At 44.8% G+C, this 25,698-nt stretch carries 27 protein-coding genes and 1 other annotated feature; of the genes, 11 read left to right on the forward strand and 16 right to left on the reverse strand.

Annotated features, from left to right (window positions below; translation table 11 throughout):
- Window positions 1–68: 68 nt before the first annotated feature.
- The 4 genes from AAEO50_RS09025 to AAEO50_RS09040 all read left to right on the forward strand — a co-directional run bounded on the left by AAEO50_RS09025 (window position 69) and on the right by AAEO50_RS09040 (window position 3,151).
- Entirely contained in the window at window positions 69–968 is a 900-nt protein-coding gene (locus tag AAEO50_RS09025) for a hydroxymethylglutaryl-CoA lyase (RefSeq protein ID WP_341982689.1), read from the forward strand.
- Window positions 969–1,034: 66 nt separating this feature from the next.
- The gene (locus AAEO50_RS09030) at window positions 1,035–1,166 is read left to right on the forward strand and encodes a hypothetical protein (protein ID WP_341982691.1); all 132 of its coding nucleotides are present in this window, start codon (window positions 1,035–1,037) and stop codon (window positions 1,164–1,166) included.
- A gap of 132 nt (window positions 1,167–1,298) precedes the next feature.
- On the forward strand, window positions 1,299–2,237 hold the full coding sequence (locus AAEO50_RS09035; protein ID WP_341982693.1) for an alpha/beta hydrolase: 939 nt from the start codon (window positions 1,299–1,301) through the stop codon (window positions 2,235–2,237).
- Window positions 2,238–2,260: 23 nt separating this feature from the next.
- The gene (locus AAEO50_RS09040) at window positions 2,261–3,151 is read left to right on the forward strand and encodes an aminoglycoside phosphotransferase family protein (protein WP_341982694.1); all 891 of its coding nucleotides are present in this window, start codon (window positions 2,261–2,263) and stop codon (window positions 3,149–3,151) included.
- Window positions 3,152–3,165: 14 nt separating this feature from the next.
- Here AAEO50_RS09040 and AAEO50_RS09045 read toward each other — a convergent pair whose 3' ends face one another.
- Window positions 3,166–3,498 carry an iron-sulfur cluster biosynthesis family protein gene (locus AAEO50_RS09045; protein ID WP_341982696.1) on the reverse strand — a complete coding sequence of 111 codons (333 nt, stop codon included), beginning with the start codon at window positions 3,496–3,498 and terminating at the stop codon, window positions 3,166–3,168.
- Between the two features lie 127 nt (window positions 3,499–3,625).
- Here AAEO50_RS09045 and AAEO50_RS09050 point away from each other — a divergent pair, with 127 nt between their 5' ends.
- Window positions 3,626–3,841 (forward strand): CDGSH iron-sulfur domain-containing protein, encoded by a 216-nt coding sequence (locus AAEO50_RS09050; RefSeq protein WP_341982698.1) that lies wholly within the window; start codon window positions 3,626–3,628, stop codon window positions 3,839–3,841.
- A gap of 63 nt (window positions 3,842–3,904) precedes the next feature.
- On the opposite strand, the gene AAEO50_RS09055 is transcribed toward AAEO50_RS09050, so the two are convergent.
- From AAEO50_RS09055 to AAEO50_RS09070, 4 genes are all read right to left on the reverse strand, one after another.
- Window positions 3,905–4,240 (reverse strand): YolD-like family protein, encoded by a 336-nt coding sequence (locus tag AAEO50_RS09055; RefSeq protein ID WP_341982700.1) that lies wholly within the window; start codon window positions 4,238–4,240, stop codon window positions 3,905–3,907.
- 23 nt (window positions 4,241–4,263) lie between these two features.
- Complete coding sequence (locus AAEO50_RS09060; RefSeq protein ID WP_341982702.1) at window positions 4,264–5,526, reverse strand: DNA polymerase thumb domain-containing protein; 1,263 nt, start codon at window positions 5,524–5,526, stop codon at window positions 4,264–4,266.
- A 793-nt stretch (window positions 5,527–6,319) separates the two neighbouring features.
- Window positions 6,320–7,105: a glucose-1-dehydrogenase gene (locus AAEO50_RS09065; RefSeq protein ID WP_341982704.1), complete on the reverse strand. Its 786-nt coding sequence runs from the start codon at window positions 7,103–7,105 to the stop codon at window positions 6,320–6,322.
- Between the two features lie 129 nt (window positions 7,106–7,234).
- Window positions 7,235–8,089, reverse strand: a complete 855-nt coding sequence (locus AAEO50_RS09070) for a GRP family sugar transporter (protein ID WP_341982706.1) — start codon at window positions 8,087–8,089, stop codon at window positions 7,235–7,237.
- Between the two features lie 199 nt (window positions 8,090–8,288).
- On the opposite strand from AAEO50_RS09070, the gene AAEO50_RS09075 reads away from it, so the two are divergent.
- Both AAEO50_RS09075 and AAEO50_RS09080 read left to right on the forward strand, forming a co-directional pair.
- Window positions 8,289–8,735, forward strand: a complete 447-nt coding sequence (locus AAEO50_RS09075; RefSeq protein WP_341982708.1) for an alpha/beta hydrolase — start codon at window positions 8,289–8,291, stop codon at window positions 8,733–8,735.
- The gene (locus tag AAEO50_RS09080; protein WP_341982710.1) at window positions 8,692–9,192 is read left to right on the forward strand and encodes a hypothetical protein; all 501 of its coding nucleotides are present in this window, start codon (window positions 8,692–8,694) and stop codon (window positions 9,190–9,192) included. The genes AAEO50_RS09075 and AAEO50_RS09080 overlap by 44 nt, the downstream gene beginning before the upstream one ends.
- A 40-nt stretch (window positions 9,193–9,232) precedes the next feature.
- On the opposite strand, the gene AAEO50_RS09085 is transcribed toward AAEO50_RS09080, so the two are convergent.
- From AAEO50_RS09085 to AAEO50_RS09095, 3 genes are read right to left on the reverse strand one after another with little or no spacing between them, the layout of a single operon-like run.
- Window positions 9,233–9,763 carry a DUF3221 domain-containing protein gene (locus tag AAEO50_RS09085; RefSeq protein ID WP_341982712.1) on the reverse strand — a complete coding sequence of 177 codons (531 nt, stop codon included), beginning with the start codon at window positions 9,761–9,763 and terminating at the stop codon, window positions 9,233–9,235.
- Window positions 9,764–9,812: 49 nt separating this feature from the next.
- Window positions 9,813–10,607 carry an SDR family oxidoreductase gene (locus AAEO50_RS09090; protein ID WP_341982714.1) on the reverse strand — a complete coding sequence of 265 codons (795 nt, stop codon included), beginning with the start codon at window positions 10,605–10,607 and terminating at the stop codon, window positions 9,813–9,815.
- A 15-nt stretch (window positions 10,608–10,622) separates the two neighbouring features.
- Entirely contained in the window at window positions 10,623–11,588 is a 966-nt protein-coding gene (locus tag AAEO50_RS09095) for an MBL fold metallo-hydrolase (RefSeq protein ID WP_341982716.1), read from the reverse strand.
- 168 nt (window positions 11,589–11,756) lie between these two features.
- Window positions 11,757–11,976, forward strand: a binding site (T-box leader).
- Window positions 11,977–12,018: 42 nt separating this feature from the next.
- Between AAEO50_RS09095 and proC the strand changes: the two genes are divergently transcribed.
- Both proC and namA read left to right on the forward strand, forming a co-directional pair.
- On the forward strand, window positions 12,019–12,846 hold the full coding sequence (proC, locus tag AAEO50_RS09100; protein WP_341982718.1) for a pyrroline-5-carboxylate reductase: 828 nt from the start codon (window positions 12,019–12,021) through the stop codon (window positions 12,844–12,846).
- A gap of 104 nt (window positions 12,847–12,950) precedes the next feature.
- On the forward strand, window positions 12,951–13,967 hold the full coding sequence (gene namA / locus AAEO50_RS09105) for an NADPH dehydrogenase NamA (RefSeq protein ID WP_341982720.1): 1,017 nt from the start codon (window positions 12,951–12,953) through the stop codon (window positions 13,965–13,967).
- 974 nt (window positions 13,968–14,941) lie between these two features.
- On the opposite strand, the gene AAEO50_RS09110 is transcribed toward namA, so the two are convergent.
- A complete protein-coding gene (locus tag AAEO50_RS09110; protein ID WP_341982722.1) occupies window positions 14,942–15,478 on the reverse strand; it encodes a histidine phosphatase family protein in 537 nt (178 codons plus the stop codon).
- 16 nt (window positions 15,479–15,494) lie between these two features.
- Complete coding sequence (gene rnz, locus AAEO50_RS09115) at window positions 15,495–16,421, reverse strand: ribonuclease Z (RefSeq protein ID WP_341982724.1); 927 nt, start codon at window positions 16,419–16,421, stop codon at window positions 15,495–15,497.
- A 416-nt stretch (window positions 16,422–16,837) separates the two neighbouring features.
- Here rnz and zwf point away from each other — a divergent pair, with 416 nt between their 5' ends.
- Complete coding sequence (gene zwf / locus AAEO50_RS09120) at window positions 16,838–18,340, forward strand: glucose-6-phosphate dehydrogenase (protein ID WP_341982726.1); 1,503 nt, start codon at window positions 16,838–16,840, stop codon at window positions 18,338–18,340.
- Between the two features lie 61 nt (window positions 18,341–18,401).
- Here the strand turns inward: zwf and gndA are convergent, their stop codons facing one another.
- The 6 genes from gndA to mce all read right to left on the reverse strand — a co-directional run bounded on the left by gndA (window position 18,402) and on the right by mce (window position 25,397).
- Complete coding sequence (gene gndA, locus AAEO50_RS09125; protein ID WP_341982728.1) at window positions 18,402–19,811, reverse strand: NADP-dependent phosphogluconate dehydrogenase; 1,410 nt, start codon at window positions 19,809–19,811, stop codon at window positions 18,402–18,404.
- A gap of 170 nt (window positions 19,812–19,981) precedes the next feature.
- Window positions 19,982–21,235, reverse strand: a complete 1,254-nt coding sequence (locus AAEO50_RS09130) for a DNA polymerase IV (protein WP_341982730.1) — start codon at window positions 21,233–21,235, stop codon at window positions 19,982–19,984.
- 21 nt (window positions 21,236–21,256) lie between these two features.
- Window positions 21,257–21,730, reverse strand: a complete 474-nt coding sequence (locus AAEO50_RS09135) for a chemotaxis protein CheW (protein WP_341982732.1) — start codon at window positions 21,728–21,730, stop codon at window positions 21,257–21,259.
- A 506-nt stretch (window positions 21,731–22,236) separates the two neighbouring features.
- Entirely contained in the window at window positions 22,237–23,358 is a 1,122-nt protein-coding gene (locus AAEO50_RS09140; RefSeq protein WP_341982734.1) for a M20/M25/M40 family metallo-hydrolase, read from the reverse strand.
- 72 nt (window positions 23,359–23,430) lie between these two features.
- Entirely contained in the window at window positions 23,431–24,978 is a 1,548-nt protein-coding gene (locus tag AAEO50_RS09145; RefSeq protein ID WP_341982736.1) for an acyl-CoA carboxylase subunit beta, read from the reverse strand.
- The gene (mce, locus tag AAEO50_RS09150) at window positions 24,978–25,397 is read right to left on the reverse strand and encodes a methylmalonyl-CoA epimerase (protein ID WP_341982738.1); all 420 of its coding nucleotides are present in this window, start codon (window positions 25,395–25,397) and stop codon (window positions 24,978–24,980) included. The genes AAEO50_RS09145 and mce overlap by 1 nt, the downstream gene beginning before the upstream one ends.
- 206 nt (window positions 25,398–25,603) lie before the next feature.
- Between mce and prli42 the strand changes: the two genes are divergently transcribed.
- Window positions 25,604–25,684 (forward strand): stressosome-associated protein Prli42, encoded by an 81-nt coding sequence (gene prli42 / locus AAEO50_RS09155; RefSeq protein ID WP_341982788.1) that lies wholly within the window; start codon window positions 25,604–25,606, stop codon window positions 25,682–25,684.
- The last annotated feature ends 14 nt before the right edge of the window (window positions 25,685–25,698 follow it).

Here is a 25,698-nt window from a genome sequence, read left to right on the forward strand (position 1 = left end):
TTCTTAAAAAATTTAGTTGATTTTGTTGTCGAAATTTTCCTACAATAAAGAGAAGGGGGCGGAAATTGATGAAATTACCTACAAACATTACCATTATCGAAGTGGGGCCGCGTGACGGCTTGCAAAATGAAAAGAACTTTGTTCCGACCGATACGAAGAAAGAATTTATCTTACGCCTGAAGGAATCCGGCATCCGTGAAATGGAGCTGACTTCCTTTGTGTCTCCTAAATGGGTTCCCCAGATGCAGGATGCGGGTGACATCGTGGATTCCTGCTTAACAAGTGATTCCCGCGACTTCGTTCTTGCACCGAATAAGAAGGGGGTCGACCGCGTATACGAAACGGGATGCAGGGCAGTGGCAGTATTCGTCGGGGTCAGCAGTGCATTCAACCAAAAGAATATCAATAAAACAACTGAAGAGGCGCTTTCAGATCTTGAGCCTCTCATTGCTCAGTTAAAAGACCGGGGTTATTTTGTTAGAGCGTGTATTTCGACCGCTTTTTATTGTCCTTATGAAGGAAAAATCGATCCTGAAGATACCCTTTCTCTTTGCAAACGATTTGCCGGGATGGGCGTTGATGAGTTGAGTGTTGCGGATACAGTTGGGCGCGCGAACCCTCTTGAAGCGTATACGCTGTTCACTTTACTCAAAAAGGAATTGCCGGGAACACTCCTGACTGCTCATTTTCATGACACGAGGAAGCTTGCCCTGGCTAATATCCTCGCTTCCATGCAGGCTGGAGTGAGTCGTTTTGACACTTCTGCCGGCGGACTTGGTGGATGCCCGTTTGCTCCAGGGGCTACAGGGAATGTTGCGACTGAAGACGTAGTATTCATGGCAGAAGAAATGGGTATAGAGACCGGGATCGATTTAGAAAAGCTTTCCCAAGCGATCGATGTCGTGAAGCCTCACATCAGCCGTTCGATTGAAAGCGGGTATTACCGGCTTTACGAACTGAATAAATAATTGGTGAATATCCCCCTTTTCCCTCGAGCATTCTAAGACTATCCGAACGCTGGAGGAGATGAGAACATGAGCCAAAAACGCGAAAAAGGATTCAGTCAAAAAGGAAAACCAAACAGCGATACAACGGCGAACACCCTGGCTGCTGAAGAACTGGAGAAAGCGATTCACCCTACTAAACGGCAAAACGCCAAATCTTGATTCAATCTGCAGAAGCGCTCCCGTTTCATGGGGAGTGCTTTTTTATCCACTCATTGCTTTTTGGCTGATAAATACCACTTCTTTCCTCTTAATGATAAAATAATAGCACCACAGAAAGACAAGGAGAGGTGTATGATATTGAAAAAAAGATCACTATTTTTAGGAGGGGTCCTTTCCGCTCTCGGTATCGGCGGACTCGGATATTTCATTACGAATACCTTCATGTACCTTCCCAAAAAAGATGATAAACTCGTTCGATCCAGGGAAACCGGTGCCCTCCGCCTCATTGAGGAGGAGTATGATGCCCTTCCAAAAGAAGAGGTCAACATCCCTTCTCCATACGGCTATCATCTCAACGCTATTTTTGTCACGCCCCACCCTCATAAGAAATACATGATCTTTGCGCATGGTGTTACTGAAAACAAACTCAACTCTATTAAATATATGAATCTATTCATTAAGAAAGGGTTCAATGCGATCATCTATGATCACCGCCGTCACGGAGAGTCTGGCGGTAAAACGACGAGCTACGGATACTATGAAAAGTTTGATTTAAAAGCCGTGGTCGATGAATTGATCCGCCGTGCGGGTGATGACGTTTTTTTCGGGATACACGGGGAGTCCATGGGCGCCGCAACCACGCTGCTTTATGGCGGGAGTGTTGAGGATCGTGCCGATTTCTATATCGCCGATTGCCCTTATTCCGACTTCGGTGAACAGCTTGCCTATCGGATGAGTGCCGAACTAAAAGTGCCAGCGAGATTTCTCCTTCCGCTGGTAAATCGCACATTAAAATTACGCGAAGGCTATTCGTTAAAAGAGCTGTCGCCTATTTCGGTCATCCAGAACATTCAAAAGCCTGTGCTGTTCATCCACAGCTTCGAAGATGATTATATACTGCCGCAAATGACCGAAGAATTATTTCAAAAGAAACAAGGCCCCAAAATGATGCACCTTGATTTCCGCGGGACCCATGCACAATCATACAATGACGATCCGGAGAAATATGAAGGCGTGGTTCAACAATTCCTGGATGAAGTCGTCAACTATAAAAAGGAGGGAGCCTCATGATCCCCTGCTACTTTCGTTCTAAAATGGAAACAATGTATGGAGAATCCGGGGCTGCCTGGATCGATCGAGCCGAACAGACGATATTCACCCTGAAGGAACGATTCAACCTGACATTCGGTGAACCGTTTTCCTTGAGCTACAATTTCGTGGTCCCTGTCCTGCTCCATGACGGTACTTCCGCGGTGTTGAAATTGGGGTACCCCAATAAAGACTTCTCGAATGAGTTTCAGGCACTTCAGGAATTCTCCGGTAAAGCCATGGTGAAGGTGATCGACTCTGACAAGGAAGCGGGCTGGCTGCTCCTATCCCACTTACAGCCCGGTTCCCCTTTACATTCTTTAAACGATGAAAAAGCACAGTTAAAGATTTTCGCTTCAATTGCCAAATCATTGTGGCGTAAGTCTTCATCTTCACATCCCTTCTCTGACGTTCAAACCTGGTCGGAAGGTCTCAGACGTTATCGATCCCGTTTCAACCGAGGGGGTGGCCCCCTGCCGGAGAAGATGATATCAAAGGCAGAGTCTCTTTTCCACAGCCTCCTCAGTTCTTCACAGGACGTATACTTGCTTCACGGTGACCTGCATCACGAAAATATTCTGTATTCAGATTCTCATGGCTGGTCGGCCATCGATCCAAAGGGGTTGATCGGGGAGCGGGAATATGATTGCATCCAGTACACCCTGAATCACTGGAAAGACCATGAAGATCCTTATGAGCTCTTAAAGTTCAGGATCCAGACCTTATGTTCCCTGCTTTCCCTTTCCTATGAAAGGCTCATCGCTTACGGATTCTGTCACTCTGTCCTTTCTGCCTGCTGGTGTACAGAAGACGGGGGTGACTGCTGGAAAAACGGGGCGGCCACTGCCGAAATGTATGAGAGGCTCATGAATGAAAATAAAACCGGCTCCTTTTAGGACCGGCTTTTTCTCTATTCTCCAGGGTACAGGATGAAGTTCATTCTTCCGTTGAGGATCTGTCCGGGACTTTTCAGTTGAAAGGTATTACTGGTTGTTGAAAAATCGATTTTCAAATCTTCATCAAGAAAAACCGTTTTCGACTTTTCAACCAAAATCGGAAAATGATTGGTCTCGACTGTCACATCATCTATTTCATCCGGTTCTGACACATACCATAAGGTCGGGATTCCGCTCACTACACATCCGCATCCGTCTATGTCATATTTCAATTTCAAATAGCCTTTTTTACCTGCTGTTTTCTCGGTTATCTTTTCTGCTGCTGCATCTGTTAGTTGAATTTTCATATGACTTCCTCCTCCTCTTCATCCTATCATATTTCCACTGTTTCCTTTATCATATTGCATTTTTTCGTCTTTCACTTTACTATCATAATGGGGAAACTTTTGTATTTTATAGAAAGGGTGGTTTTTCATGGCAAAAGCTCAAATCAAAGTCAATGACAACGGTTCTCTTCGTGTAAGCGGGGATGTAGAATTGATCGATGCGGACGGAAATGTATTTCCTACGAAACAAGTCTTCTCGCTGTGCCGTTGTGGTTTGTCTACTAAAATGCCGTTCTGCGACGCTTCTCACAAGGGGAAATTCGAGTCGTGTGTGCGTGCGGAGAAAGTGCTGGATGAGGAATAATCTTGCATTCGGAGAGACTTCATTGCGAAAGTCTCTCTTTTTTATTGTCACAGGGCACCCTGCTCACTCTTCAAAAAAACGGATATCCGATATGCCCGATAAACGAATATAGTGAACTTTCCCATCACGGTCCACCACATGCAGCTTCCCTTCCAGCGAATCGGCATGGTGAATGGATCCGACCAGCAGCTCATGCCGGTGATGTACATAATGAGTGATCGATACGGGCTTACCGAACTCCATCGCTTCCGCCACCACTTCGTTCAATACTTCCAATGATTGTTCATCAAGCTCTATTCTTTTTTCATACGTATCTTCCTTCGCCCAATCCCGTAATAATTTCACATGCTCCGGCAGCATCATGGACGTCCATTTGATTCTTCCACGGTCTCGAATCACGCCTGCTCACCTCCTGGATTTCATCACGATTTGTGTCCTCCGACGAGTCGCGCACGATGTCTCGCCGTTCCTGCTTCTGTATAAGATACCGCCCTAAGCAGGGCAGCCGACCCATACTTGCGGCGAATCTTATCCACTGCATATCCCAATTCGCGCTTCTCCCACCGTTTGGGATCAAACAAAGAAATTTGCATCGTTTCATCCTCTGTAATATTTGAAAGGGCGATGGATATTTTCCGGACAGTCCTTCCGTTATAATTTTCTTCGAAAAGCTCGAGGCAGACTCTGTACAAGTCCATCGTGATATTCGTCGGCTCTTCCACAGTCCGCGAGCGGTGAAACCCGCCCCCGAATTCTTCCTGACTGTACCCGATCCCAAAACTGACGGTTCTCCCGGCCTTCTTGTGCGTCCTGGCCCTTCTTGCCACCTCTTCACACATCTCGAGAATGACGGACTTGATTTCCTTCCTTTCCTTGTAATCCCTGAGGAGAATCTGACTCTTTCCGAAACTGATCTGACCTTCCATGATCGGCGCACCGATTTCCGATAAATCCACACCCCACGCATGATAATACAGCTGGTTGCCCATCACTCCGAACTTTGCTTCGAGCTTTTCCAGATCGTACTGTGCCAGCTGTCCGACCGAGAAGATCCCCATCCGGTTGAGGGTCTTTTCAAGGCGGCGGCCGATTCCCCACATTTCACTTAGGGGAGACAGAGGCCACAGCTTTTCCGGCACGTCTTCATACCTCCACTCTGCAATTCCTTCTTTCTTTGCTTCGAGATCTAAACACAACTTAGAAAGAAGCATATTGGGACCGATTCCAATCGCACACGGCAGCTGAAACTCCCTCTCCATATCATCCTTGATTTTACGGGCGATGGTCATGGCGTCCCCCCAAAGATGAGTGGCCCCGTCAATCTTGATGAAGCTTTCATCGACACTGTACGTGTGAATGGCATCTTTTGGGACGTATCGATGAAACAACCGGGTAATTTCAGTGGAAATGCGCACATAAGTGGCCATTTTAGGTTCTACAAGGAGAATGCGGGGGTCCTTTGGAATTTCGAACATCCTCGACCCGGTTTTTATGCCGAAGTCTTTCTTTAACTTGGGAGACGCAGCCAATACAATGCTCCCCTGCCGGTCCCGGTCTCCCACCACCGCTAAATGACATTCAAGTGGATCGAGTCCGAGCATGACAGCCGAACAGCTGGCGTAAAAGCTCTTCATATCGATGCATAAAATCTTGTGGTGCGGCAGCCCGCTGTAATCGACAGTCATCCTTCTCCCTCCTTCATCACCAATATCGAACATTCGTTCTATTTTATTATACCTATGATTTTATACGAATATACGTTCGCTTTCAACTTAAATTACTGGGAATGGAGTTAAAATATTGGGAGTCAGAAAAGCGGAGGCGGCTTGCTCAGAGGCGACAAGCATAAGGCAGGGCAGCCATAAAGGCGATCTTTGCCTTTTTGTTATGGCATGACTTATGTCTCGAGCCTCTAGCCGGCGGAGCTGGACAAAAGAAAAGCGGAAGGGCTTTGATCAGAGGCGGGTGGCATAAGACGAATCGGCCACGAAGGCGTTCTTTGCGTTCTTTGCCTTCTTGGCCGATTTGGCTTATGACATGTGCCTCTAAGTCCTGCAGCTGGACACTAGAAAAGCGGAGGCGGCAAGCATAAGGCGATTGATTAAAGTGAACCACGGGACAAACAAGAATCATTCTAAGTAGCGCAATAACCGAAAAAGTGGCGCAATAAATTGGAAAGAAGCGCAATTATCCCTGAACTGGCGCAATTAATTAAAATCCGGCGCAATACTTCAAATAAGTGGCACAATTATCTTCATTACCCGAGTCCCAGGAGGAAAATAGAGATGAACATTGCCTTGAAACAACCTTTTTTCACATAAAAACATGATTGCAAATCAATTTCAGCTGTAACTATCCCCTTTTCCTCTCATATAGGGATGAAAACCTTCTCTCCATCTTCTGCTGGAGCCCCTCCCCTGCCCGCAAACAAAAAGAGCCCGCCCTCTAAAGGGCAGACCTTCTCCATAAACAAACCCCTTACCCTTTCCCGGCCTGAAATCCAGGATACTTCGTCATCCCGCCATCTGCGATCAGTGTCGTACCGGTCACATAGCTTGCCTGTTCTGACGCAAGGAATGCCGCGCAGGAAGCGATTTGTTCAGGTTCACCGATGTAGCCAAGCGGAATGAGTTTTTCGACACCTTTTTTCTTTTCCGGATCAGAAAATTTTTCTGCGTTGATGGGCGTATCGATGGCACCGGGGGCAATATTGTTGACCCGTATTCCGTCGGGCGCGAATTCTAGAGCCATGCTTTCCATCAGCAGCTTCACTCCGCCTTTGCTGGCAGCATAATGAACGAAATGGGGCCATGGGATAATCTCATGCACAGATGAAATATTGATGATCGATCCCTTGATGTTATTTTTCAGCATGTATTCAGCCGCTTCCCTGCAGCCGAGGAAGGTTCCTGTCAGGTTCGTATTCAATACTTTATTCCAATCTTCGAGGGACAGCCGTTCAGTCGGTACTTCATTTTCGATTCCTGCATTGTTCACATAAATATCGAGACTGCCATACGTATCTTGGGCGAACTTGACAAAGGCCAACACATCCTCCTCTTTTGTCACATCACCCTGGATGATGGAGGCAGTGCCCCCTCCCTGTTCGATTTCCTTCAATAATTCACGGGGATTCTCTTCTTCGCTGAAATAGTTGATGACCACCTTGCATTGTTCCTCCGCAAACCGCTTGGCAATCGCCTTTCCGATTCCGGTCGCAGCTCCTGTGATAATGACGACTTTTCCTTTTAAATCTGAAAACATTGGATTTCCTCCTTTATTTTCTCAGCTCCACAGAGCCGCAGTTTGTCATGCTTAATGTTGTTTCGATTCTTCTTCCAATTCATTCTTAAATGATTTACTCTCATTGCCTGCCCTTTATTATCGATCAGCCTATTCTTTGGTAAAGCCAAGCAGCACCCCGCCGGTGATGATGAGGATACACCCTGCAATAACAAGCATTATTTGTTTTTTCGATTTCTTTTCACCTAAGAAGAAAAGCCCTCCGATCGTCGAGATGACAATTCCCGTTTGTGAAAGGGAGAAGCTTGTGGCCACTCCGATTCTCGGCAGGGCAAGTAATAACCCGAGATTTCCCGCTGCCCACATGAGACCGGTTAAAATATTTCGGATTGTATATTTATTGAATGGCTTATGTCTGATGGTTATGGCAACCGCTCCGATAAACATCCCGATGGCCTGGGGTAAAATGGCTTCCCAGCCGTCGATTTTAAACCAGCGGACAATGACGACATAGGCTATGTATCCGAGACTTGAAATAAGCAATGTAACAAGTCCTTTTTTTAACTGCTGATTGTCTTTGTCCTCAGATTTTTGGGTGTAGGAGGTTAAGATTACCCCGATGATAAGCGCAATGACAGCACCGCTGCCGAGCAGGATGGTCTCAGTGGTGGTCCACTCTTTAAACACCAGCACACCGAATAAAGTCGTACCGATCAATTGCATCCCGGTGGAAATCGGGACGGTTTTGGCGACACCTATAAACTTGACGCCGGCTAGCTGATTGACTTGTCCCACAGCCCAAAATACACCTGAGATGAAGCCGACTCCCCAGACAAGCATAGATAACTGGGGTGATTTAAAGAAGAAAATACCAGCGGCAAACAGCAGGGAACCAATTGTGATTCCAACCGTCTGACTGTAGGCATTACCTCCGAGTTTGACACTAACAAACACAAGACTCCCCCATGCTGCTGCAGGGATCAGTGCTAACAAAATTCCTGTCATATATTCACATCCTCTTTCACAATAGATAACACTAGTTTTCCACTGAAGGAAAAAATTAGGCATGCATTTTCCTTGTTCAATGATGCATACCCTCCTTTTGTTCGTTATAATCGCCCGGGAGGTGGAATGAATTTTTCTGTTAAAGGATTTTCTCTTTTTTTGGAGAATTATGTTTAAGAATGAAAAGGAGAGGACTCAAATGGATAATTGGATACGCGCTGCAATCACCTCCCTGTTATTTCCGGCGAGCACCGCCAATGCCCTGTTAAGAAGAAAAGAAAAGCAGCCGCCCCCGGGTAAATTAGTACATACCGAAAGAGGAACATTTCATGTAATCGAGAAGGGAAATGGCCCTGTCACGGTCTTGATGGATGCAGGGTTATCAGGTCAGTCCCTGCACTGGCACAGGGTGCAGGAGATACTGAGCGCCTGTACTCATACCATTTCTTTTGACCGCAGAGGATACGGCTGGAGCAGTGAGAGAAAATATGGGGACGGATTGAATACAGTGAAAGATATGGAGGCCATTCTTACCGTACTGGGCATCACTTCCCCCTTGGTGCTTACAGGACATTCTTACGGAGGGCTGAACGTCCGCTTATTTGCAAGTGAAAACAGGGAGGGTGAAGGGAATCGTCTTCGTTGATGCTGTTGGTGAGGATAGATACCTGACAGGTGGATTCGATTCAAAGGGAAAGAAGGAATGGCAGAAAAGTCTGCGAATAATGAAAATAGGCCATTACACCTCATACACGGGTCTGCCCCGGCTGCTGAAGATGAAAGTAGGGGGAAGATATCTTTTTCCTGAACTGGAGAAGTACCACTCCTTCGTCGGTTACAGCCCGAACGCCTATGAAGCGGTATTCAAAGAATTAAGGGATAGCGGCACAACGGCTCAGCAGGTATTAAGCAGCCGCCCGCTTGATCGATCGCTTCCCCTGACAGTCATCCAATCAGGTAATCAGACCGTGGAATGGATCAACTATCAGGACAGGCTAAAAGAACTTTCAGATCACGTGACGGAAATAAAAACAACCCACGGTCATAATATTCATATGGAAAATCCCGAAATCGTTGCAAAAGCCATTCAAAAACATATTTAAACTTACAAAAAAGAGCGGACCTTCGGGTGGCCGCTCTTTCTCATTCATTGGCAGTTGTTGAAATGGGTACGATGACACGTTCGTCATCAATACTGACAAGCACGTGAACATCCCTATTGAGGGATAAGTCTTTAAAGCGCAGGGAATACATGCCTGTCGGATTTTTTTCCATTGACTGCATCACGACTTGGGAAAAACGCGGATCATTCACCACAAGCTCTACCGCGTCTCCTTGTCTTTCACTTTGTTCATCTGTCAGCAGAATGAATTGATGGGCAGCTGCACTGGCGGGAAAAGATTCCTCCGCGACTCCATCATACTTCACCTTTATCTTCTGACCGACCTTTAAATCTTCACTATGTAACGATTTCTTTTTATCAGATGTGAATTTTGTTTCTTTATCGAAGGAAAACCATACGTCGTTAATCAGCACTTTATTATTTTCTAAATCTATTTCAGTCGCAAAGCCTATGAATTGTTCATTAAGCTGAGGCTTGCCGACTCCGGGTGAATTACATCCGGTTATAAGAAAAAAGACACACAGCATGAATAAAATGGACCGTTTTTTCATAGACTCCCTCCTTATAAGATTAGACGTACTAAAGTACTATCCGGTTTCACTATTTTTTGAAAAAAAGTTTATTTCCTACTTTTTCTACAAAAGATGGAAATAATTGATACATGACACTCCCGGCATTCATCCAGCGCGGCAGATTTATTTCCCTTCTATTTGTAAACAGTGCATCAACTACTTTTTCTGCGACAAAATGAGGATTCAGCATCCATTTCTCGACATTCTTTACATACGTTCCCGATTCATCGGCAATCGAAAAGAAGTCGGTGGCGATCGGTCCTGGATTGACAGCGCTAACCTTCACCCCATATCTTGCTGCTTCCATCCTCAGGCTGTTGGTATATCCGAGAACCGCATGTTTAGATGCTGAATAAGCGCTTGATTTTGGAGAAGCAAATTTACCTGCTTGCGAAGCAATATTGATGATATGGCCAAACCCCTGTTCACGCATATGGGGAAGGACCTCCCCCGTACAGGCCATCAGCCCCAGCACATTCACTTCGAACATTCCTTTCACTTCTTGAAAAGGAGCTTCATGTGCTTCTTTGAATATCCCATATCCAGCATTATTGATTAAACCGTGTACTACGCCGAAATCATTCACGATCGATTGAAAAACGCCTGGTACTTCTTCGTATCTGGCGACATCCAATGGGTAAATTTCCACTTTCGTTTGGAACTTACTCTCCACCGTTTGTTTCAGCTTCTCCAGCAAATGAAGACGACGGGCAATCAATGCCAGATTCCCACCGTTTTCGGCGACTTTTAAAGCCATTTGTTCCCCGATCCCGCCTGATGCGCCTGTAATGATGATCGTCTTCCCTTTCATTCTTTGATTCAACTTTCTTCACCCCGATTATGCATGATAGTAGTAAGCATTATCTTGTTTTTCTTTCCGGATGGAACCGATAGATTCAAGATAATCCAGTTGACCGATTGTTTCTGACAAGGTAAGCCCGAGCTCCTTTTTATAAACGGAAGGAAATAAGAGCTTGCAAATATCAAAAACCGTTTGCTGTTTACCCTGAAGCATCCCGAGGACTGCTTCCGCTCTTTCTTCCTGCTTCACCAATCGCTTCGGAATCAGGGCATGAACATCTTCGACTTCCTTCCCGTGCCCGGTATAAGCGGAAGAGATGGGAATGTGCATAAGTTTTTTCAACGAATCATTGTATTGAAGAAGAGGCTTTGAACGCTCTGTTCCACCATCAAATGGAGGTTCAATAATCGGATTCGGCGAGATATGGGCAAGAATATGATCGCCTGCTATCATCACTCCGTCACTTTCCCGGTAGAAAGAGAGATGACTTTGGGCATGCCCCAGAGTTTCAATGACCTTCCACTCGGACAGACCCGGTAAGGTGTCCCCTTCTTTTATAGCATCATCCAAGTTCCTGTTCCCCATGTATTTCAAAGGGCTTTTAAATTTCGGGATAGCTGAAAGAAAGGCTTCGGGCAGACCCGATTCAAGCCCTAACTCATAGAAAAAACGGTCATATACTTGGTGGAAATACTCATCCCTGTTGATCCAAAATTGATTATACTTGTGCCCGACTATTTTTACAGACTCTGAAAAACGCTGGAGCATCCCAGCATGATCAGGATGATGATGAGTAAGGATTATTTGTTCGATGTCACCGGCTGAATAGCCTAAAGAGGCAAGCGCCCCGGTAAGTTGTGCCCAAGCCGTATCCGTTAGCGGACCTGCATCCACTAAGGAAAGCACATCCCCTTTTATCAAATAGACATTAACGTCTCCCACTGCGTAAGGAGTTGACAATGTAATTTTAGCAATGTTATCCACGAAACCAGTTGTTGACATTGTTTCACCACATTCCAGTGTATTATATTTATCATAAAAATGAATGACCCTTCATTTTATAGTGTACATTGTATTCCTTTCTTTGTCATTTTTCTTATCTTGTGAATATACTGAAATAAACCCTTGACAGACAAGCTGTTTTTTTAAGATAATCACCTATAATATAAAGTTAAAGCGATGATAAAGAATAGTAGCAGATAAATGACGCAAGAGAGCGGTGCTCATAGGCTGGAAAGCACTGTCGTCCTCTCTGTCTGTGAACCTGCCTTTAGAGCGTCTTAAAACAGAACGTTTCCAGCGTTACATGGAATTTAAGTGTATTCATTCAGCTCTGATGGATGAATAAAACAAGGTGGTACCACGGAAGCATGACCCTTTCGTCCTTTATGGATGAAGGGGTCTTTATTTTTTACAAGGAGGGAATGGGAAGATGAAAACATTGTTTATCGGAGCTGGCTCTATGGCACACGCCTTACTAAACGGAGCCATAGATGCACAGGTTTTGGAAAAAGAAGACGTCTATATCACAAACCGGTCCAACCAACAGCGTTTAACAGAACTAATTGCACATTTTGGTGTGAACGGGATAAGCGGCCGTTTCCCTTCAAATGAAGGTTTTGATGTGGTCATCCTTGCCATGAAGCCAAAGGATTTCCATGAAGCAGCACCGGTGATAAAGAACTTCCTGTCCCCGGGCACCCTCATCATTTCTGTGTTAGCGGGCATAACGATAACTCATATCGGGGAAACCCTAGCGTTTAACGGGGCAATTGCCAGAGCAATGCCGAATACGAGTGCTGCACTAGGAAAGTCGGCAACCGCTGTCACATATAATGAATTTCTTTCAGAACGGCAAAAAGAATGGACACTGAAATTTTTTTGTTCCGTCGGTCTATCCGTAGAGGTTCCAGAAAAGCAGATGGATTTGATCACCGCCGTATCCGGCAGCGGTCCAGCTTATATTTATTATGTGGCAGAACAGCTTGAAAAAGCGGCAGTGGATTTAGGATTGCAGAAGGAACTTGCAAAGGCATTGATCACCCAGACCATAGCAGGCGCATCTAAAATGCTTGAAGAATCCGGTCTGGAAGTCGGGATACTGCGTAAAAATGTGACCAGTCCAGGAGGAACGACAGAAGCGGGACTATCCGTCCTTGAAGACTATGCAGTGAGCGAAGCATTCTCGAAATGTGTGGACTCTGCCAAGAACCGCTCTGAAGAGATGGGCAAAGAATTAATTATGAATCAGATGAAGTGAATTCTGAAAAGCAGATTTCTTTCCCCTGTAATTCCAGATTGATATAATGAGAACGCACAAACTATTTAGGAACTCGAAATAAAACGCCGGAAGGAGATTTTTTGTTGAAAACAAAATTGTTCGAACCTTATTCTCTAAAAAATATTGAACTAAAAAACCGGATTGTAATGGCACCTATGTGCATGTACTCTTCTCACAATGAAGATGGAAAAATAGAAAATTGGCATCGTACACATTATGTAAGCAGAGCTGTCGGAGGTGCTGGGCTGATTATTCAGGAAGCAACTGCAGTCACCCCGCAGGGCAGAATCTCGCCGCAGGATCTCGGTATCTGGAGTGACGACCACATCGAAGGATTGAGCGAGTTAGTCAGCATGATCAAAGAACAAGGTGCGAAAACCGGAATCCAATTGGCCCACGCCGGAAGAAAAGCCGTATTGGAGGGTGACATCATCGCCCCGTCTTCCATCCCTTTTAACGAGAATATGAAGACCCCTGTTGAAATGACTTCAGAGGATATTAAAGAAACCATTTCGGCATTCGTGAAAGGAGCGGAAAGGGCAAGGAAAGCGGGGTTCGATGTAATCGAGATACATGGAGCCCACGGATATCTCATCAACGAATTCCTGTCTCCGCTTTCAAATAAAAGAACCGATGAATATGGGGGAACTGTCGAAAACCGCTACCGCTTCCTCCGAGAAGTGATCGACGGCATCAAAGGCGTTTGGAACGGCCCCCTTCTCGTGCGTGTCTCAGCAAAGGACTACCACGAGGACGGATTAGATGTTGAAGATTATGTTGCATTTTCGGAATGGATGAAAGAGCAGGGAATCGACCTTATCGATGTCAGCTCCGGCGCAGTCGTTCCTGCACGAATACCGGTATACCCCGGTTATCAGGTCAAACTGGCAGAAACGATAAAAAAGGATGCCGCTATACCGACAGGTGCTGTCGGACTAATCACCTCAGGCCTGCAAGCTGAAGAAATCCTTCAAAATGAGCGTGCAGACTTGATCCTCCTTGGCAGAGAACTGCTAAGAGATCCTTACTGGCCACGAAGCGCAGCCAAAGAATTAAACGAAGAAATCCAGCCGCCGAAGCAGTATGAGAGAGGCTGGTAACTAGAAAAGCGGAGGCGGCTTGCTCAGAGACGACAAGCATAAGACAGGGCAGCCGGAAAGGCGCTTTTTTGCCTTTTTGGCTGTCCTGGCTTATGTCTCGAGTCTCTAGCCGCCGGAGCTGGACAAATAGAAAAGCGGAAGGGCTTTGCTCAGAGGCGGGTGGCATAAGACGAATCGTCCGAGAAGGCGTTCTTTGCCTTCCCGGACGATTTGGCTTATGACATGTGCCTCTAAGCCCTGGAGCTGGACAATAAAAAAGCGGAAGTGGGCGTTTTGCTCCCTTTGAAAAATGTTCTTTGTCTTTAGAGGCGCTTTTTGCCTCAAAAGACAAAGGTTAATTTTCAAACGGGAGCAGACCACTGGAGCTGGACAAGTAGAAAAGCGGAGGCGGCTCGCTCAGAGGCGACAAGCATAAGGCAGGGCAGACATAAAGGCGCTCTTTGCCTTTTGGATGACATGACTTATGTCTCGAGCCTCTAAGCCCTGGAGCTGGACAATAGAAAAGCGGAAATGGGCGTTTTGCTCAGAGCCGGCAAATTTGAGACCAGAGCCATCCGTTAAAAACCGAGCAGGTTATGGCTCGGTTTTTTCTTTGATAAAAAGTTTGTGATAAATGATCTTATTTAGAATGATTATTAAAAGATCATAAATCCTTAAATAGGATCGTATTTTTGGAAAAAAGATCATATATTTGCAGACCGGATCATAAATCCGGAAACAGGATCATAAACCAGAAAACAAGATCATAAATCCGGAAAAAGTTTATAGTTGCTCCCCAAATGCTTCCGATTTCAACTTCCTTACTGTGAAAAACATAAAAACAACTTAAAAATCTACCTTTTTATTGTAGATAACGCATTAAAAACCCCTCCAACTTCAACCTCAATAATAAAAAAACATGCTTGAAGGCAATTTCCCTCTTCAAGCATGCTTCATAATTGATCAGGAACATCTCCATCGATGGACAGTAAAGGTCAAGACTCCCAAACCCGTTCCACTCTTCCCTCATCCACCTTCACAAGATACACATCCGGGTTGGTCAGAGCAAACAATTCATCGTATCCGTATGTTTCATCAAAGTAACGCAGCAATAAGGTGGTGAGGTTGCCATGGCTCACAACAACGATATGGTCCTCTTTCCTTTCAACCACAAACTCGATAAACGACGCGGCACGTGCCAGCCCCTGTTCATTGGATTCACCGCCGGGAAAGACCAGGGAAAAATCCTCGAAGCTTTCCCGCAATTTCTGCTTCCAGTCGGTAAAATCCTTTTCGCTCAGTATTCTCTCACCAAGACGATCATCTTCGATTATGGATAATCCTTTACGTTCGGCAAAAGGCTGAATCGTTTGGAGGGCTCTTTTAAAAGGGCTTGAATAAATAGCATCAACAGGGTATTTCTCCAAGAAGGAAGCAAGGCGGCGTGCCTGCTCCTCCCCTTCTGCAGTCAATGATGCATGAAACGGCTGACCTTCTGCCTTGGCATGACGGACAATATAAATGGTTTTCATATGGGATCTCCTCTCTCTATTTTTTCAAAGGAATCGTGTGTTCCATAAAATCCTTTGCGATATAGCTGTCAGGGAAGACTTCCCTTGCTTCCTTTTGTAACTCCGGCCAGGATTCTTTAGCGAATCTTGAGGAGATATGAGTCAGGAACAGGACGTTCACTCCCGCTTTGGACGCGGTTTCGGCTGCCTGTCTGGTGGTTGAGTGGAAATATTCATGTGCCATCTCTTCCTGATCTTGATTGAATGTAGCTTCATGAACCAGTACGTCAGCGGAACGTGCAAGTTCGAATGCATTTTCACACGTGCGGGTATCCCCTAGAATCGTGACGACACGCCCCGGGATGGATGGACCGATGAAATCCTTCCCATCCACGATGCTTCCATCATCAAGGACAACCTCTTCGCCCGCCTTCATTTTTTTATAAATAGGGCCTGGCTTTAACCCTCTTTCCTGCAGCCGGTCGACCTGGAGCTCCCCGCGCTTATCTTTTTCCTCCACCCGGAAGCCGAAAGACGGCAGTCCATGCTGAAGTTCACGAGCCTCCACTCTGAAGCCTTCATCCTCAAAGATTACTCCTTCTTCTATTTCCTCTACTCGAAGGGGATATTTCAGATGTGTTTGGCTGATTGTTAATGAGACTTCAATAAACTGTTTAATGCCCTTTGGTCCATAGACAGTCAGCTCGGATTCCCCTCCCTGAAACGATCTGCTCCCAAGCAGGCCAGGAAGTCCATATATGTGGTCCCCATGAAGATGGGTGATAAAGATTTTCTCGATTCTTCTCGGTTTCAAGCTCGTATGTAAAATTTGGTGCTGCGTGGCTTCCCCGCAATCGAAAAGCCACACGGCCCCTCTTTCTTCCAGTAATTTCAAAGCAATGCTTGTCACATTGCGGAGCTTGGCGGGTACTCCCGCTCCTGTACCCAAAAATAATAATTCCACATTCTTCACTCCTACTGCGATCGGTGATACCACTATAATAGCATATTTGCATGCGAACCTAGTGCAGTAAAGCCTTACTTCCATATTCGCATGTAAATGACTCACTTTTAGTACCTATTTGCAATCAGGTTATAAGATTAAAGAATTAAGCCAACATAAAGAGGACGATACTTTGTCAATTTAAATTAGAATACCCGAGGCTCACCGATCACCCGCTGAAAGCGAAGTCCTGCACCGGATCGGGCAGCAGTGTTTAACAGAGACAATTGTTAATAACTTTCAGAAAAAAGTTTATCAGCATATGATTTGCTAAATACTCATAAAATCTTTAAAATTAAATAATTGTAGTAGATAATAAATAGGAAGAAACATTCTTTTAAAACAGATCAGCAACAAGATAAAGTGAGGTCATGACAGTGAAAAATACTAATACTCCCTCTTCTCTGATCACTATTTTTGGAGCTACAGGGGATTTAGCAAAAAGAAAACTATATCCATCCCTTTATCATTTGTTCCGTAAAGGAAAAATCTCGGAACGATTTGCCGTCATCGGTGTCGGACGCCGTGACTGGTCAAATGAAGATTTTCAAGAGCATGTCAGAACATCAGTACATAATGCTTTAGGTAAAAATGAAAACATCGATGAATTCGTTTCTCATTTTTACTATCAGCAAAATGATTTATCGAATAATGATTCCTATCAGGCGCAGAAACAAATTTCAGAAGAACTGGATGAACATTATCAACTGGAAGGAAACCGTATTTTCTACTTGGCGATGGCTCCGGAATTCTTCGGGACCATTACAGAACAATTAAAGAATCAAGGGTTGACGGATACGACTGGTTTCCAGCGCTTAGTCATCGAAAAGCCGTTCGGACATGACTTGCCGTCTGCTGAAAAGTTGAACAATCAAATCCGTGAGTCCTTCACTGAAGATCAAATTTATCGGATCGACCACTATCTTGGTAAAGAAATGGTGCAAAATATCGAAGTGATCCGTTTTGCCAATGCGATGTTCGAACCGTTGTGGAATAATCGGTATATTTCAAACATCCAGGTGACTTCTTCTGAAGAATTGGGTGTTGAAGAACGAGGCCGTTATTATGAAAAAAGCGGCGCGTTAAGAGACATGGTGCAGAACCATATGCTTCAAATGGTTGCCCTCTTGGCGATGGAACCGCCGATCAAGTTGACGACTGATGAAATCAGAAGTGAGAAGGTCCGTGTATTGAGAGCTCTTCGTCCATTTGAATCCGAAGAAGTAAAGGACTATTTTGTACGAGGCCAGTACGGGCCGGGGACTTCGAAAGACCAAGCGCTAAAGGGGTACCGCGAAGCCGAGAATGTAGACGACTATTCCAATACCGAAACATTCGTAGCCGGGAAGCTGATGATTGATAATTTCCGCTGGGCCGGGGTGCCGTTCTATATCCGCACAGGAAAGAGAATGGCTACTAAGTCCACGAAAATCGTGATTCAATTCAAAGATATCCCGATGAACCTATACTATAATACAGACAAGCCTCTAGCGCCGAACCTGCTCGTTATACACATTCAGCCTGAAGAAGGCATCACCCTTCATCTGAATGTTAAGAAATCAGGTCAAAACATTGAAACGACTCCGGTTAAATTAAATTTTGCCAATACAAGTGTCGATGGCATGAATACACCTGAAGCGTATGAAAAGCTTCTGCATGATTGTATGCGTGGAGACGCCACTAATTTCACTCACTGGGATGAAGTGAAACTATCATGGGCGTTCGTGGATAAAATTTCAGAAGTATGGGAAAGGACACGTGACGAACAGTTCCCTAATTACGAGTCCGGTTCAATGGGACCTAAAGCTGCCGATAATCTATTAGCAAAAGACGGGTATTACTGGTGGCCAATAGCAAATCTCGATGTAGAACAATGTTAATAAAAGTGAAATAGACGTACAAAAAGCCCCGCTCATTTCAGCGGGGCTTTTGCTTGTATTCTTATTTCATCCATTCAGTGTGGAATGTTCCTTCTTTATCGACACGCTGATACGTATGAGCACCAAAGTAGTCACGCTGTGCCTGAATCAAATTGGCAGGCAGAGTTTCGGTACGATAGCTGTCGTAGTAAGAAAGCGCTGCTGAGAAGCCAGGTACTGGTACACCGTTTTGAACGGCAACAGAGATGACCTCGCGAAGCGCGTATTGATAGCTTTCCACGATTTCCTTGAAGTAAGGATCCAATAAAAGATTCGAAAGGCCTGATTCGCGGTCATAAGCTTCCTTGATCTTTTGAAGGAATTGAGCGCGGATGATGCAGCCTCCCCGGAAAATCATTGCGATATCACCATATTGAAGGTTCCAGTCGTATTCGTCGCTCGCTGAACGCATTTGGGCAAATCCTTGGGCATATGAACAAATCTTGCTCATGTAAAGGGCTTTGCGGATGGATTCAATAAGAGCTCCCTTATCACCGGTGAACGCTGGTGTGTCAGGACCCTTCAGGATTTTGCTCGCTTTGACGCGCTCATCTTTTATTGCAGAAATAAAGCGTGCAAATACGGACTCTGTAATGATCGGCAGGGATACCCCCAGATCAAGCGCACTTTGGCTTGTCCATTTACCAGTACCTTTTTGTCCGGCTTTATCGAGGATGACATCGACCATCGGCTTGCCTGTTTCATCATCTTTTTTCGTGAAGATATCGGCTGTGATTTCAATCAGATAACTATCGAGTTCTCCTTTATTCCACTCAGCGAAAACTTCGTGAAGTTCTTCTGCGCTTAATCCGAGAACGTTTTTCATGAGGAAATAGGATTCTGCGATCAGCTGCATATCACCATATTCAATTCCGTTATGAACCATTTTCACATAGTGACCCGCACCATCGGGACCGATGTAGGTTGTACAAGCTTCACCGTTTACTTTAGCAGCGATGTCTTTAAGGATCGGAGCAACAAGCTCATAAGCTTCCTTTTGACCGCCAGGCATGATTGACGGGCCGGTCAATGCCCCTTCTTCACCGCCTGATACACCTGTGCCGATAAAGTGAATGCCAGATTCACTCAGTTCGTGATTACGTCTTCTTGTATCCTCGAAGAATGTATTACCGCCATCGATCAGGATATCTCCTTTTTCGAGGAAAGGTTTCAATTGATCGATTGTGGCATCGGTTGCTTTTCCCGCTTTCACCATAAGGAGGATCTTTCGCGGTTTCTCAAGCGAGTTTACGAATTCCTCAATTGTGTATGTAGGTACGATTTTCTTTCCGCTTGACTCATTCACCATTTCATCCGTTTTTTCACGGGAACGATTATAAACAGACACAGAATATCCTCTGCTTTCAATATTCCATGCAAGGTTTTTTCCCATTACTGCTAATCCAATAACACCGATTTCTTGCTTAGACATTTCAGTCAACGTCCTTTCTGTGTAAGTTTTCCTGTTTATAGAAATCTTATATTATTTCTAAAACACGTTAGACAATCCCTTTCAATCTAACAAGAATGCGGAGCCGATGCAAATAATCCGTTTTTTCGCGATGCCGATACTTGCTCAGTCCCCTTATGTTAGAATGCCCATTAATCCCGTAAAAAGTCCTTATTGAAACTTGTATCCTGCTTTGAATGATAGGAAGGTCCCTTATCTTTCCCCCGGACGCCTTTGGATATGGAATTTTTACCGAACTTTTCCTGCAATTGAGAAAGGACATTATATAAGGGCTCTTTCTGCGCGGCACTTTCATAAGAAAAAAGGTCCAGCTGCTCTGTCGCCTCATTTTTCTCAATTAGATCCTGTACAGTCACTCCCAGAAGCCGTACAGGATCTCCATTCCAATGTTTGATAAATAATTCCTTGGAGTGATGAAAGAGCTCTTCTTTTTTTATGACGGGGTTTTCTACTTTCCTGCTTCTTGTAATGGTCTTGCGAAATTTATCACGAATCATGATTTGGACTGTCGTTCCAACGACATCCTTTTGAGTCAGTCTTTGGGATACTTTGCCGCACAGTTTATCAATGATGGACAGCAGCTCACTTTGATTCGTTGTATCCTTCGGGAGGGTTGTCGAGTTCCCTACACTTTTATAATCATAAATAGAATCAGGGTCCACAACTCGTCTGTCTATACCATTTGCACGTTCTTTGAGGCGCAGGCCGTTGATCCCCAATAGAGATTTAAGTTGAATATCGTTTGCTTTTGCTAAATCCTTACACGTTTCTATACCAAGAGTGTTCAGCTTTTCAGCTGTTTTCGAGCCGACTCCGTGCATTTCAATGACTGGGAGAGGCCATAGCTTCATTGGGATATCCCTTTTTCTTAGAACTGTGATCCCCATTGGTTTTTTCATATCAGAAGCTGTTTTCGCAAGAAATTTGTTTGGAGCTATCCCTATAGAACAAGGCAGGTCCAACTGACTATTAATTTGGGTTTGAATGGAAGAGGCTATTTCCAACGGGGTTTCTTTTTCATATGAATCGGTAATATCCATATAGCCTTCATCGATGGAGACCGGCTCCACAAGGTCAGAGTACTGGCGCAGTATATCGAACATGCCTTTGGATGCTGCCCGGTATCGATCGAAATTAGGGGTCTTTATAATCAAGTTCGGACAGAGTTTCCTTGCTTCCCAAAGAGGCATAGTCGTCTTTACACCGAAGCTTCTTGCTTCGTAGCTGCAAGTAACGATAATGCCTTTTCTTTCTTTGGGGTTGCCTGCTATCGCCAAAGGTTTCCCTTTAAGACTGGGATCATAAGCCATTTCAACCGATGCGTAAAAGCTATTCATATCGACGTGAAGAATGACTCTGCCATTCTTGGGGTAATGTGAATTCATACTATCGCGTCTTTCATATCATTAGATTTGTGAGATTTTTTGCTCCTGGACATAATCTCTTAATTCTTTAATACCTTCTAAGCTTTCGACCAAAACCTCAGGATCAATCTTTGTGATCATACGTTTCTCCAGGTTGATCACGCCGTTGAAATATTTGGTCCTTGAATAGGACAGCAGTCCGACATCAGTAATGGAGGCGTCAGCAACTTCCAAAATTTCTTTTGCTTCTTTTACCACTAGTCCGACCTCAAGAGTCTCTGTATGTACCACAAGCAGAAATAAACCTTCATCGTTAGTTAATGGATTGTTATATAAAATAGAGGACATGTCCATTACAGGAATAAGTTCATTTCTTACTTTAACCAAACCGAGTACATAGGGAGGCAGATGTGGAATAGGATTTATGTGATCCAGTTTTTCAATTGAAACGACATTTTCAATTGGCAGTGCATACTCTTCCCTGCCTGCATGGAATACGACTACTTTTGTCATCATAGTGATGTCTCCTCTCAACTCTCTATCTTTATGGTACTTCTAATGTACCATATTCCAGAGGATATGGAGAGATAAAGAATCCAGATTTTGTGAAGGGCCTAATTACCGCTATTGATTTCCATGCAAGACTTCGCTTTCCGCGGGTAGCCCGTGAGCCTCCTCGGCAAGCCTGCGGGTAGAAAAGCGGAGGGGCTTTGTTCAGAGGCGGGTGGCATAAGGCGAATCGTCCACGAAGGCGTTCTTTGCCTTCTTGGACGAGTTGACTTATGACATGTGCCTCTAAGCCCCGGAGCTGGACACGTCTCACATAAGCTACTATTCCCGCAGGAGTCTTCGTCTTGCACTCCAATCAACCGCTGGAACGATTTAAAAACTAAACGAATACTCCAACACAATTCAAATAAAAAACCCGAACTAATTTGAATCATGGAATTCAATTAATTAGTTCGGATTTATTTAGACTAAAACACTGTTGTTCCAGCTACGGCGGCTGGAGGCTCGCTTTTTTATTCAGCGACTTCCTGAATGACGGCTACGACCATTTCAGCAAGTTTATTCAGTTCTTCCACAGGCATTCTTTCATTTTTGGTGTGAATCTCTTCGTATCCTACCGCCAGGTTTACTGTCGGTACACCGAAGCCTGCGATGACGTTTGCATCACTTCCGCCTCCGCTTGTCAGTAGTTCACTTGGGCGGCCGATTTTCTTGGCAGCACGTTTGGCCACTTCAACGACTTCGTCTCCGTCACTAAACTTGAAACCTGGATACATTACCTGAACTTCAACTTCAGCTTTTCCACCCATTTCTTCAGCAACCGTTACGAATGCAGACTTCATTTTTTCCACTTGCTTTTCCATTTTTTCAGGAATCAGTGAACGTGCTTCCGCTAAAATATCGACTTGCTCGCAAACGATATTTGTCGCTTTCCCGCCTTCAAAGCGCCCGATATTAGCCGTTGTTTCTTCATCAATGCGTCCAAGCGGCATCTTAGCGATCGCTTTTGCAGCAATGGTGATCGCTGATACGCCTTTTTCAGGAGCGACTCCAGCATGAGCCGTTTTCCCAAAAATCGTTGCAAGGATTTTCGCCTGGGTAGGAGCTGCTACGATGATGTTGCCGACTTTGCCGTCAGAATCCAGTGCAAATCCGTATTTCGCCTTCACAAGGGAAGAATCGAGAGCTTTTGCACCTACTAGGCCCGACTCCTCTCCTACGGTAATGATGAATTGGATATCACCGTGGGAGATATTCTGTTCTTTCAAGACAGTGATCGCCTCAAGCATCGTTGCAAGTCCGGCTTTATCATCCGCTCCCAGAATGGTGGTACCGTCAGAGTATACATAACCGTCTTCTTTGACTGTCGGTTTAACTCCTTTGGCTGGAACAACCGTATCCATATGAGAAGTGAAATAAATCGTATCGACGCCTTCTTTGTTTCCTTTCAGGTTACAGATCAGATTGCCAGCACCATGTCCAGTAACGTCCATTGTGTCATCTTCATAAACTTCGACACCAAGGTCCGTAAATTTCTTCGTTAATACTTTTGCAATTTCAGCTTCATCTTTTGTTTCTGAATCAATTTGAACCAATTCGAGAAATTCATTTAATAAGCGTTCTTGATTTATCATTAAGTTGACCTCCACAATATGTATTCACTGTTAAGTATATCGTGAATGTGATGACCGGACAAATAAACTTCCTTACAGTGGGATGTTTCCGTGTTTTTTGGCTGGTCTTTCTTCTTTTTTGTTTCTCATCATTTCAAGACCCTGAATCAGTTTGATTCGGGTTTCGCGAGGATCGATGACGTCATCTACCATCCCGCGGGATGCTGCTACATAAGGGTTCGCAAATTTTTCACGGTACTCTTCAATTTTCTGCTCGCGAAGCTCTTCAGGATTATCGCTGCCGGCAATTTCCCGTGCAAAGATAATATTTGCGGCTCCTTGAGGGCCCATGACGGCAATTTCCGCATTCGGCCAAGCGAATACAAGGTCTGCCCCGATCGACTTACTGTTCAGAGCCACATAAGCCCCTCCGTATGCTTTTCTTAAGATGACCGTCATCTTTGGCACCGTCGCTTCTGAATAAGCGTAAAGGATTTTGGCACCGTGTCGTATAATGCCCCCATGCTCCTGCTTGATGCCCGGGAAGAAGCCTGTGACGTCTTCAAATGTAATGAGGGGGATATTGAACGAATCACAGAAACGGATGAATCTGGACGCCTTATCGGAAGAATCAATATCCAATCCTCCTGCCATGAACTTTGGCTGATTACAAACGAGTCCAACCACTTCGCCTTTAATGCGGGCCAGGCCTACCACGATATTCTTGGCAAATTCCTTTTGTACCTCCATAAAGCTGTCCGCATCTACAATTTCATTGATCACGGTCCGCACGTCATATGGGCGGATAGCATCGAATGGAATGATGTCGGTCAGATCTGCCCGGTAATCATCTTCTTCAGAAGCCTCCAGCCTAGGCGGTTTTTCTTCATTATTCTGTGGCAAATAACTTAATAGCCTCCGCACCTCGAGCAGGACCTCTTCTTCTGTCTTTCCTCTGAAATGGGCATTCCCGCTGATCGTATTGTGAACTTTCGCACCGCCCAGGTCTTCGGAACTGATTTTCTCCCCAGTGACCGTTTCGATAACTTTAGGACCTGTGATGAACATCTGGCTTGTTTCATCCACCATGAAAACAAAATCCGTAATTGCCGGGGAATATACGGCACCTCCCGCACAAGGCCCCATGATGACAGATATTTGCGGAATGACCCCTGAATAGATGGAATTGCGGTAGAATATGTGACCGTATCCATCAAGGGAAACCACGCCTTCCTGGATACGTGCTCCACCTGAATCGTTCAACCCGATGAATGGTGCCCCGTTTTTGACGGCTAAGTCCATGACATTGGCGATTTTCTTCGCATGCATTTCCCCGAGTGCTCCGCCAAATACAGTGAAATCCTGAGAAAACAGATAAATGGGCTTACCGTCTACTTTCCCGTACCCCGTCACTACCCCGTCCCCGGGTCCGTTCACTCCGTTCAGTCCGAAATCCGAGCATCTGTGTTCAATGAATGGGTTCAATTCAACGAAGCTTCCCGGATCCACCAGAATGTCGATTCTTTCCCTTGCTGTCAGCTTTCCCTTTTCATGCTGTTTATCGATTTTCGCGTCCCCGCCTCCAAGCTCCACTTCTCTTCTGCGGTCATACAATTCATTAATCTTTTCATATATATCCATTATGCATGATCCTCCTTGATGTTTGTTTTGTCACAAAGTTCGTACAGCACGCCATGTGATGATTTTGGGTGCATGAAGGCGACCATCGCCCCGCCTGCCCCTTGTTTTGGGGTTTCGTTTATCATGTTCACACCTTTATCACGCAATTCCGAGATCCGTTCTTCTATTCCTTGTACTCCAAAGGCAAGGTGATGAATCCCTTCCCCTTTTTTCTCGATGAATTTTGCAACGGGACTTTCTTTATGTAGTGGTTCCAGTAATTCAAGTTTTATATTTCCTCCATCGATAAAAGCTACTTTTACTCCCTGGGATGAAACTTCTTCAAGTTTCAGCAGCTTCAATCCAAGTGTTTGTTCATAAAATGGAAGAACATGTTCAATTGATGATACTGCTATCCCGATGTGATCCACTCTGTTCATTCTTACCATCCCCTAACTATGTTCTACTTCTATCTCTCTAATAATTCGATTCCCTTTGTCGAAATTCCTGCTAATTCAACGAATTATTAAAGCGTTTTCTTAAAAGGGACAGGTTGTATTCTCGAGGTATCCACGATAAAATATTCTTATAAATCAATTTTATGTTCTACTGAAAGAATGGAGAGATTCTATTGGGTAATAAAAAGATGCAAAAGATCGTGGTATATTTAATGTTATTTGCGATGATTGCCTCCACGATAATGGCTGGCCTTACATTTTTACTATAAGCTCGGAACAAAAA

This window comes from Rossellomorea oryzaecorticis (genome assembly GCF_038405515.1).
GTDB classification, from domain to species: domain Bacteria; phylum Bacillota; class Bacilli; order Bacillales; family Bacillaceae_B; genus Rossellomorea; species Rossellomorea oryzaecorticis_A.

Coding starts and splice junctions, on each gene's coding strand:
- AAEO50_RS09145 (WP_341982736.1), bottom strand. CDS start 24,978: ATGGATATATATGAAAAGATTAATGAATTGTATGACCGCAGAAGAGAA.
- AAEO50_RS09085 (WP_341982712.1), bottom strand. CDS start 9,763: ATGAAAAAACGGTCCATTTTATTCATGCTGTGTGTCTTTTTTCTTATA.
- AAEO50_RS09040 (WP_341982694.1), top strand. CDS start 2,261: ATGGAAACAATGTATGGAGAATCCGGGGCTGCCTGGATCGATCGAGCC.
- AAEO50_RS09050 (WP_341982698.1), top strand. CDS start 3,626: ATGGCAAAAGCTCAAATCAAAGTCAATGACAACGGTTCTCTTCGTGTA.
- AAEO50_RS09060 (WP_341982702.1), bottom strand. CDS start 5,526: ATGACTGTCGATTACAGCGGGCTGCCGCACCACAAGATTTTATGCATC.
- AAEO50_RS09035 (WP_341982693.1), top strand. CDS start 1,299: ATGATATTGAAAAAAAGATCACTATTTTTAGGAGGGGTCCTTTCCGCT.
- AAEO50_RS09075 (WP_341982708.1), top strand. CDS start 8,289: ATGGATAATTGGATACGCGCTGCAATCACCTCCCTGTTATTTCCGGCG.
- AAEO50_RS09110 (WP_341982722.1), bottom strand. CDS start 15,478: ATGAAAACCATTTATATTGTCCGTCATGCCAAGGCAGAAGGTCAGCCG.
- AAEO50_RS09025 (WP_341982689.1), top strand. CDS start 69: ATGAAATTACCTACAAACATTACCATTATCGAAGTGGGGCCGCGTGAC.
- AAEO50_RS09130 (WP_341982730.1), bottom strand. CDS start 21,235: ATGAATTCACATTACCCCAAGAATGGCAGAGTCATTCTTCACGTCGAT.
- AAEO50_RS09030 (WP_341982691.1), top strand. CDS start 1,035: ATGAGCCAAAAACGCGAAAAAGGATTCAGTCAAAAAGGAAAACCAAAC.
- AAEO50_RS09065 (WP_341982704.1), bottom strand. CDS start 7,105: ATGTTTTCAGATTTAAAAGGAAAAGTCGTCATTATCACAGGAGCTGCG.
- prli42 (WP_341982788.1), top strand. CDS start 25,604: ATGCAAAAGATCGTGGTATATTTAATGTTATTTGCGATGATTGCCTCC.
- AAEO50_RS09045 (WP_341982696.1), bottom strand. CDS start 3,498: ATGAAAATTCAACTAACAGATGCAGCAGCAGAAAAGATAACCGAGAAA.
- AAEO50_RS09135 (WP_341982732.1), bottom strand. CDS start 21,730: ATGATGACAAAAGTAGTCGTATTCCATGCAGGCAGGGAAGAGTATGCA.
- AAEO50_RS09095 (WP_341982716.1), bottom strand. CDS start 11,588: ATGTCAACAACTGGTTTCGTGGATAACATTGCTAAAATTACATTGTCA.
- proC (WP_341982718.1), top strand. CDS start 12,019: ATGAAAACATTGTTTATCGGAGCTGGCTCTATGGCACACGCCTTACTA.
- gndA (WP_341982728.1), bottom strand. CDS start 19,811: ATGTCTAAGCAAGAAATCGGTGTTATTGGATTAGCAGTAATGGGAAAA.
- AAEO50_RS09140 (WP_341982734.1), bottom strand. CDS start 23,358: ATGATAAATCAAGAACGCTTATTAAATGAATTTCTCGAATTGGTTCAA.
- mce (WP_341982738.1), bottom strand. CDS start 25,397: ATGAACAGAGTGGATCACATCGGGATAGCAGTATCATCAATTGAACAT.
- AAEO50_RS09070 (WP_341982706.1), bottom strand. CDS start 8,089: ATGACAGGAATTTTGTTAGCACTGATCCCTGCAGCAGCATGGGGGAGT.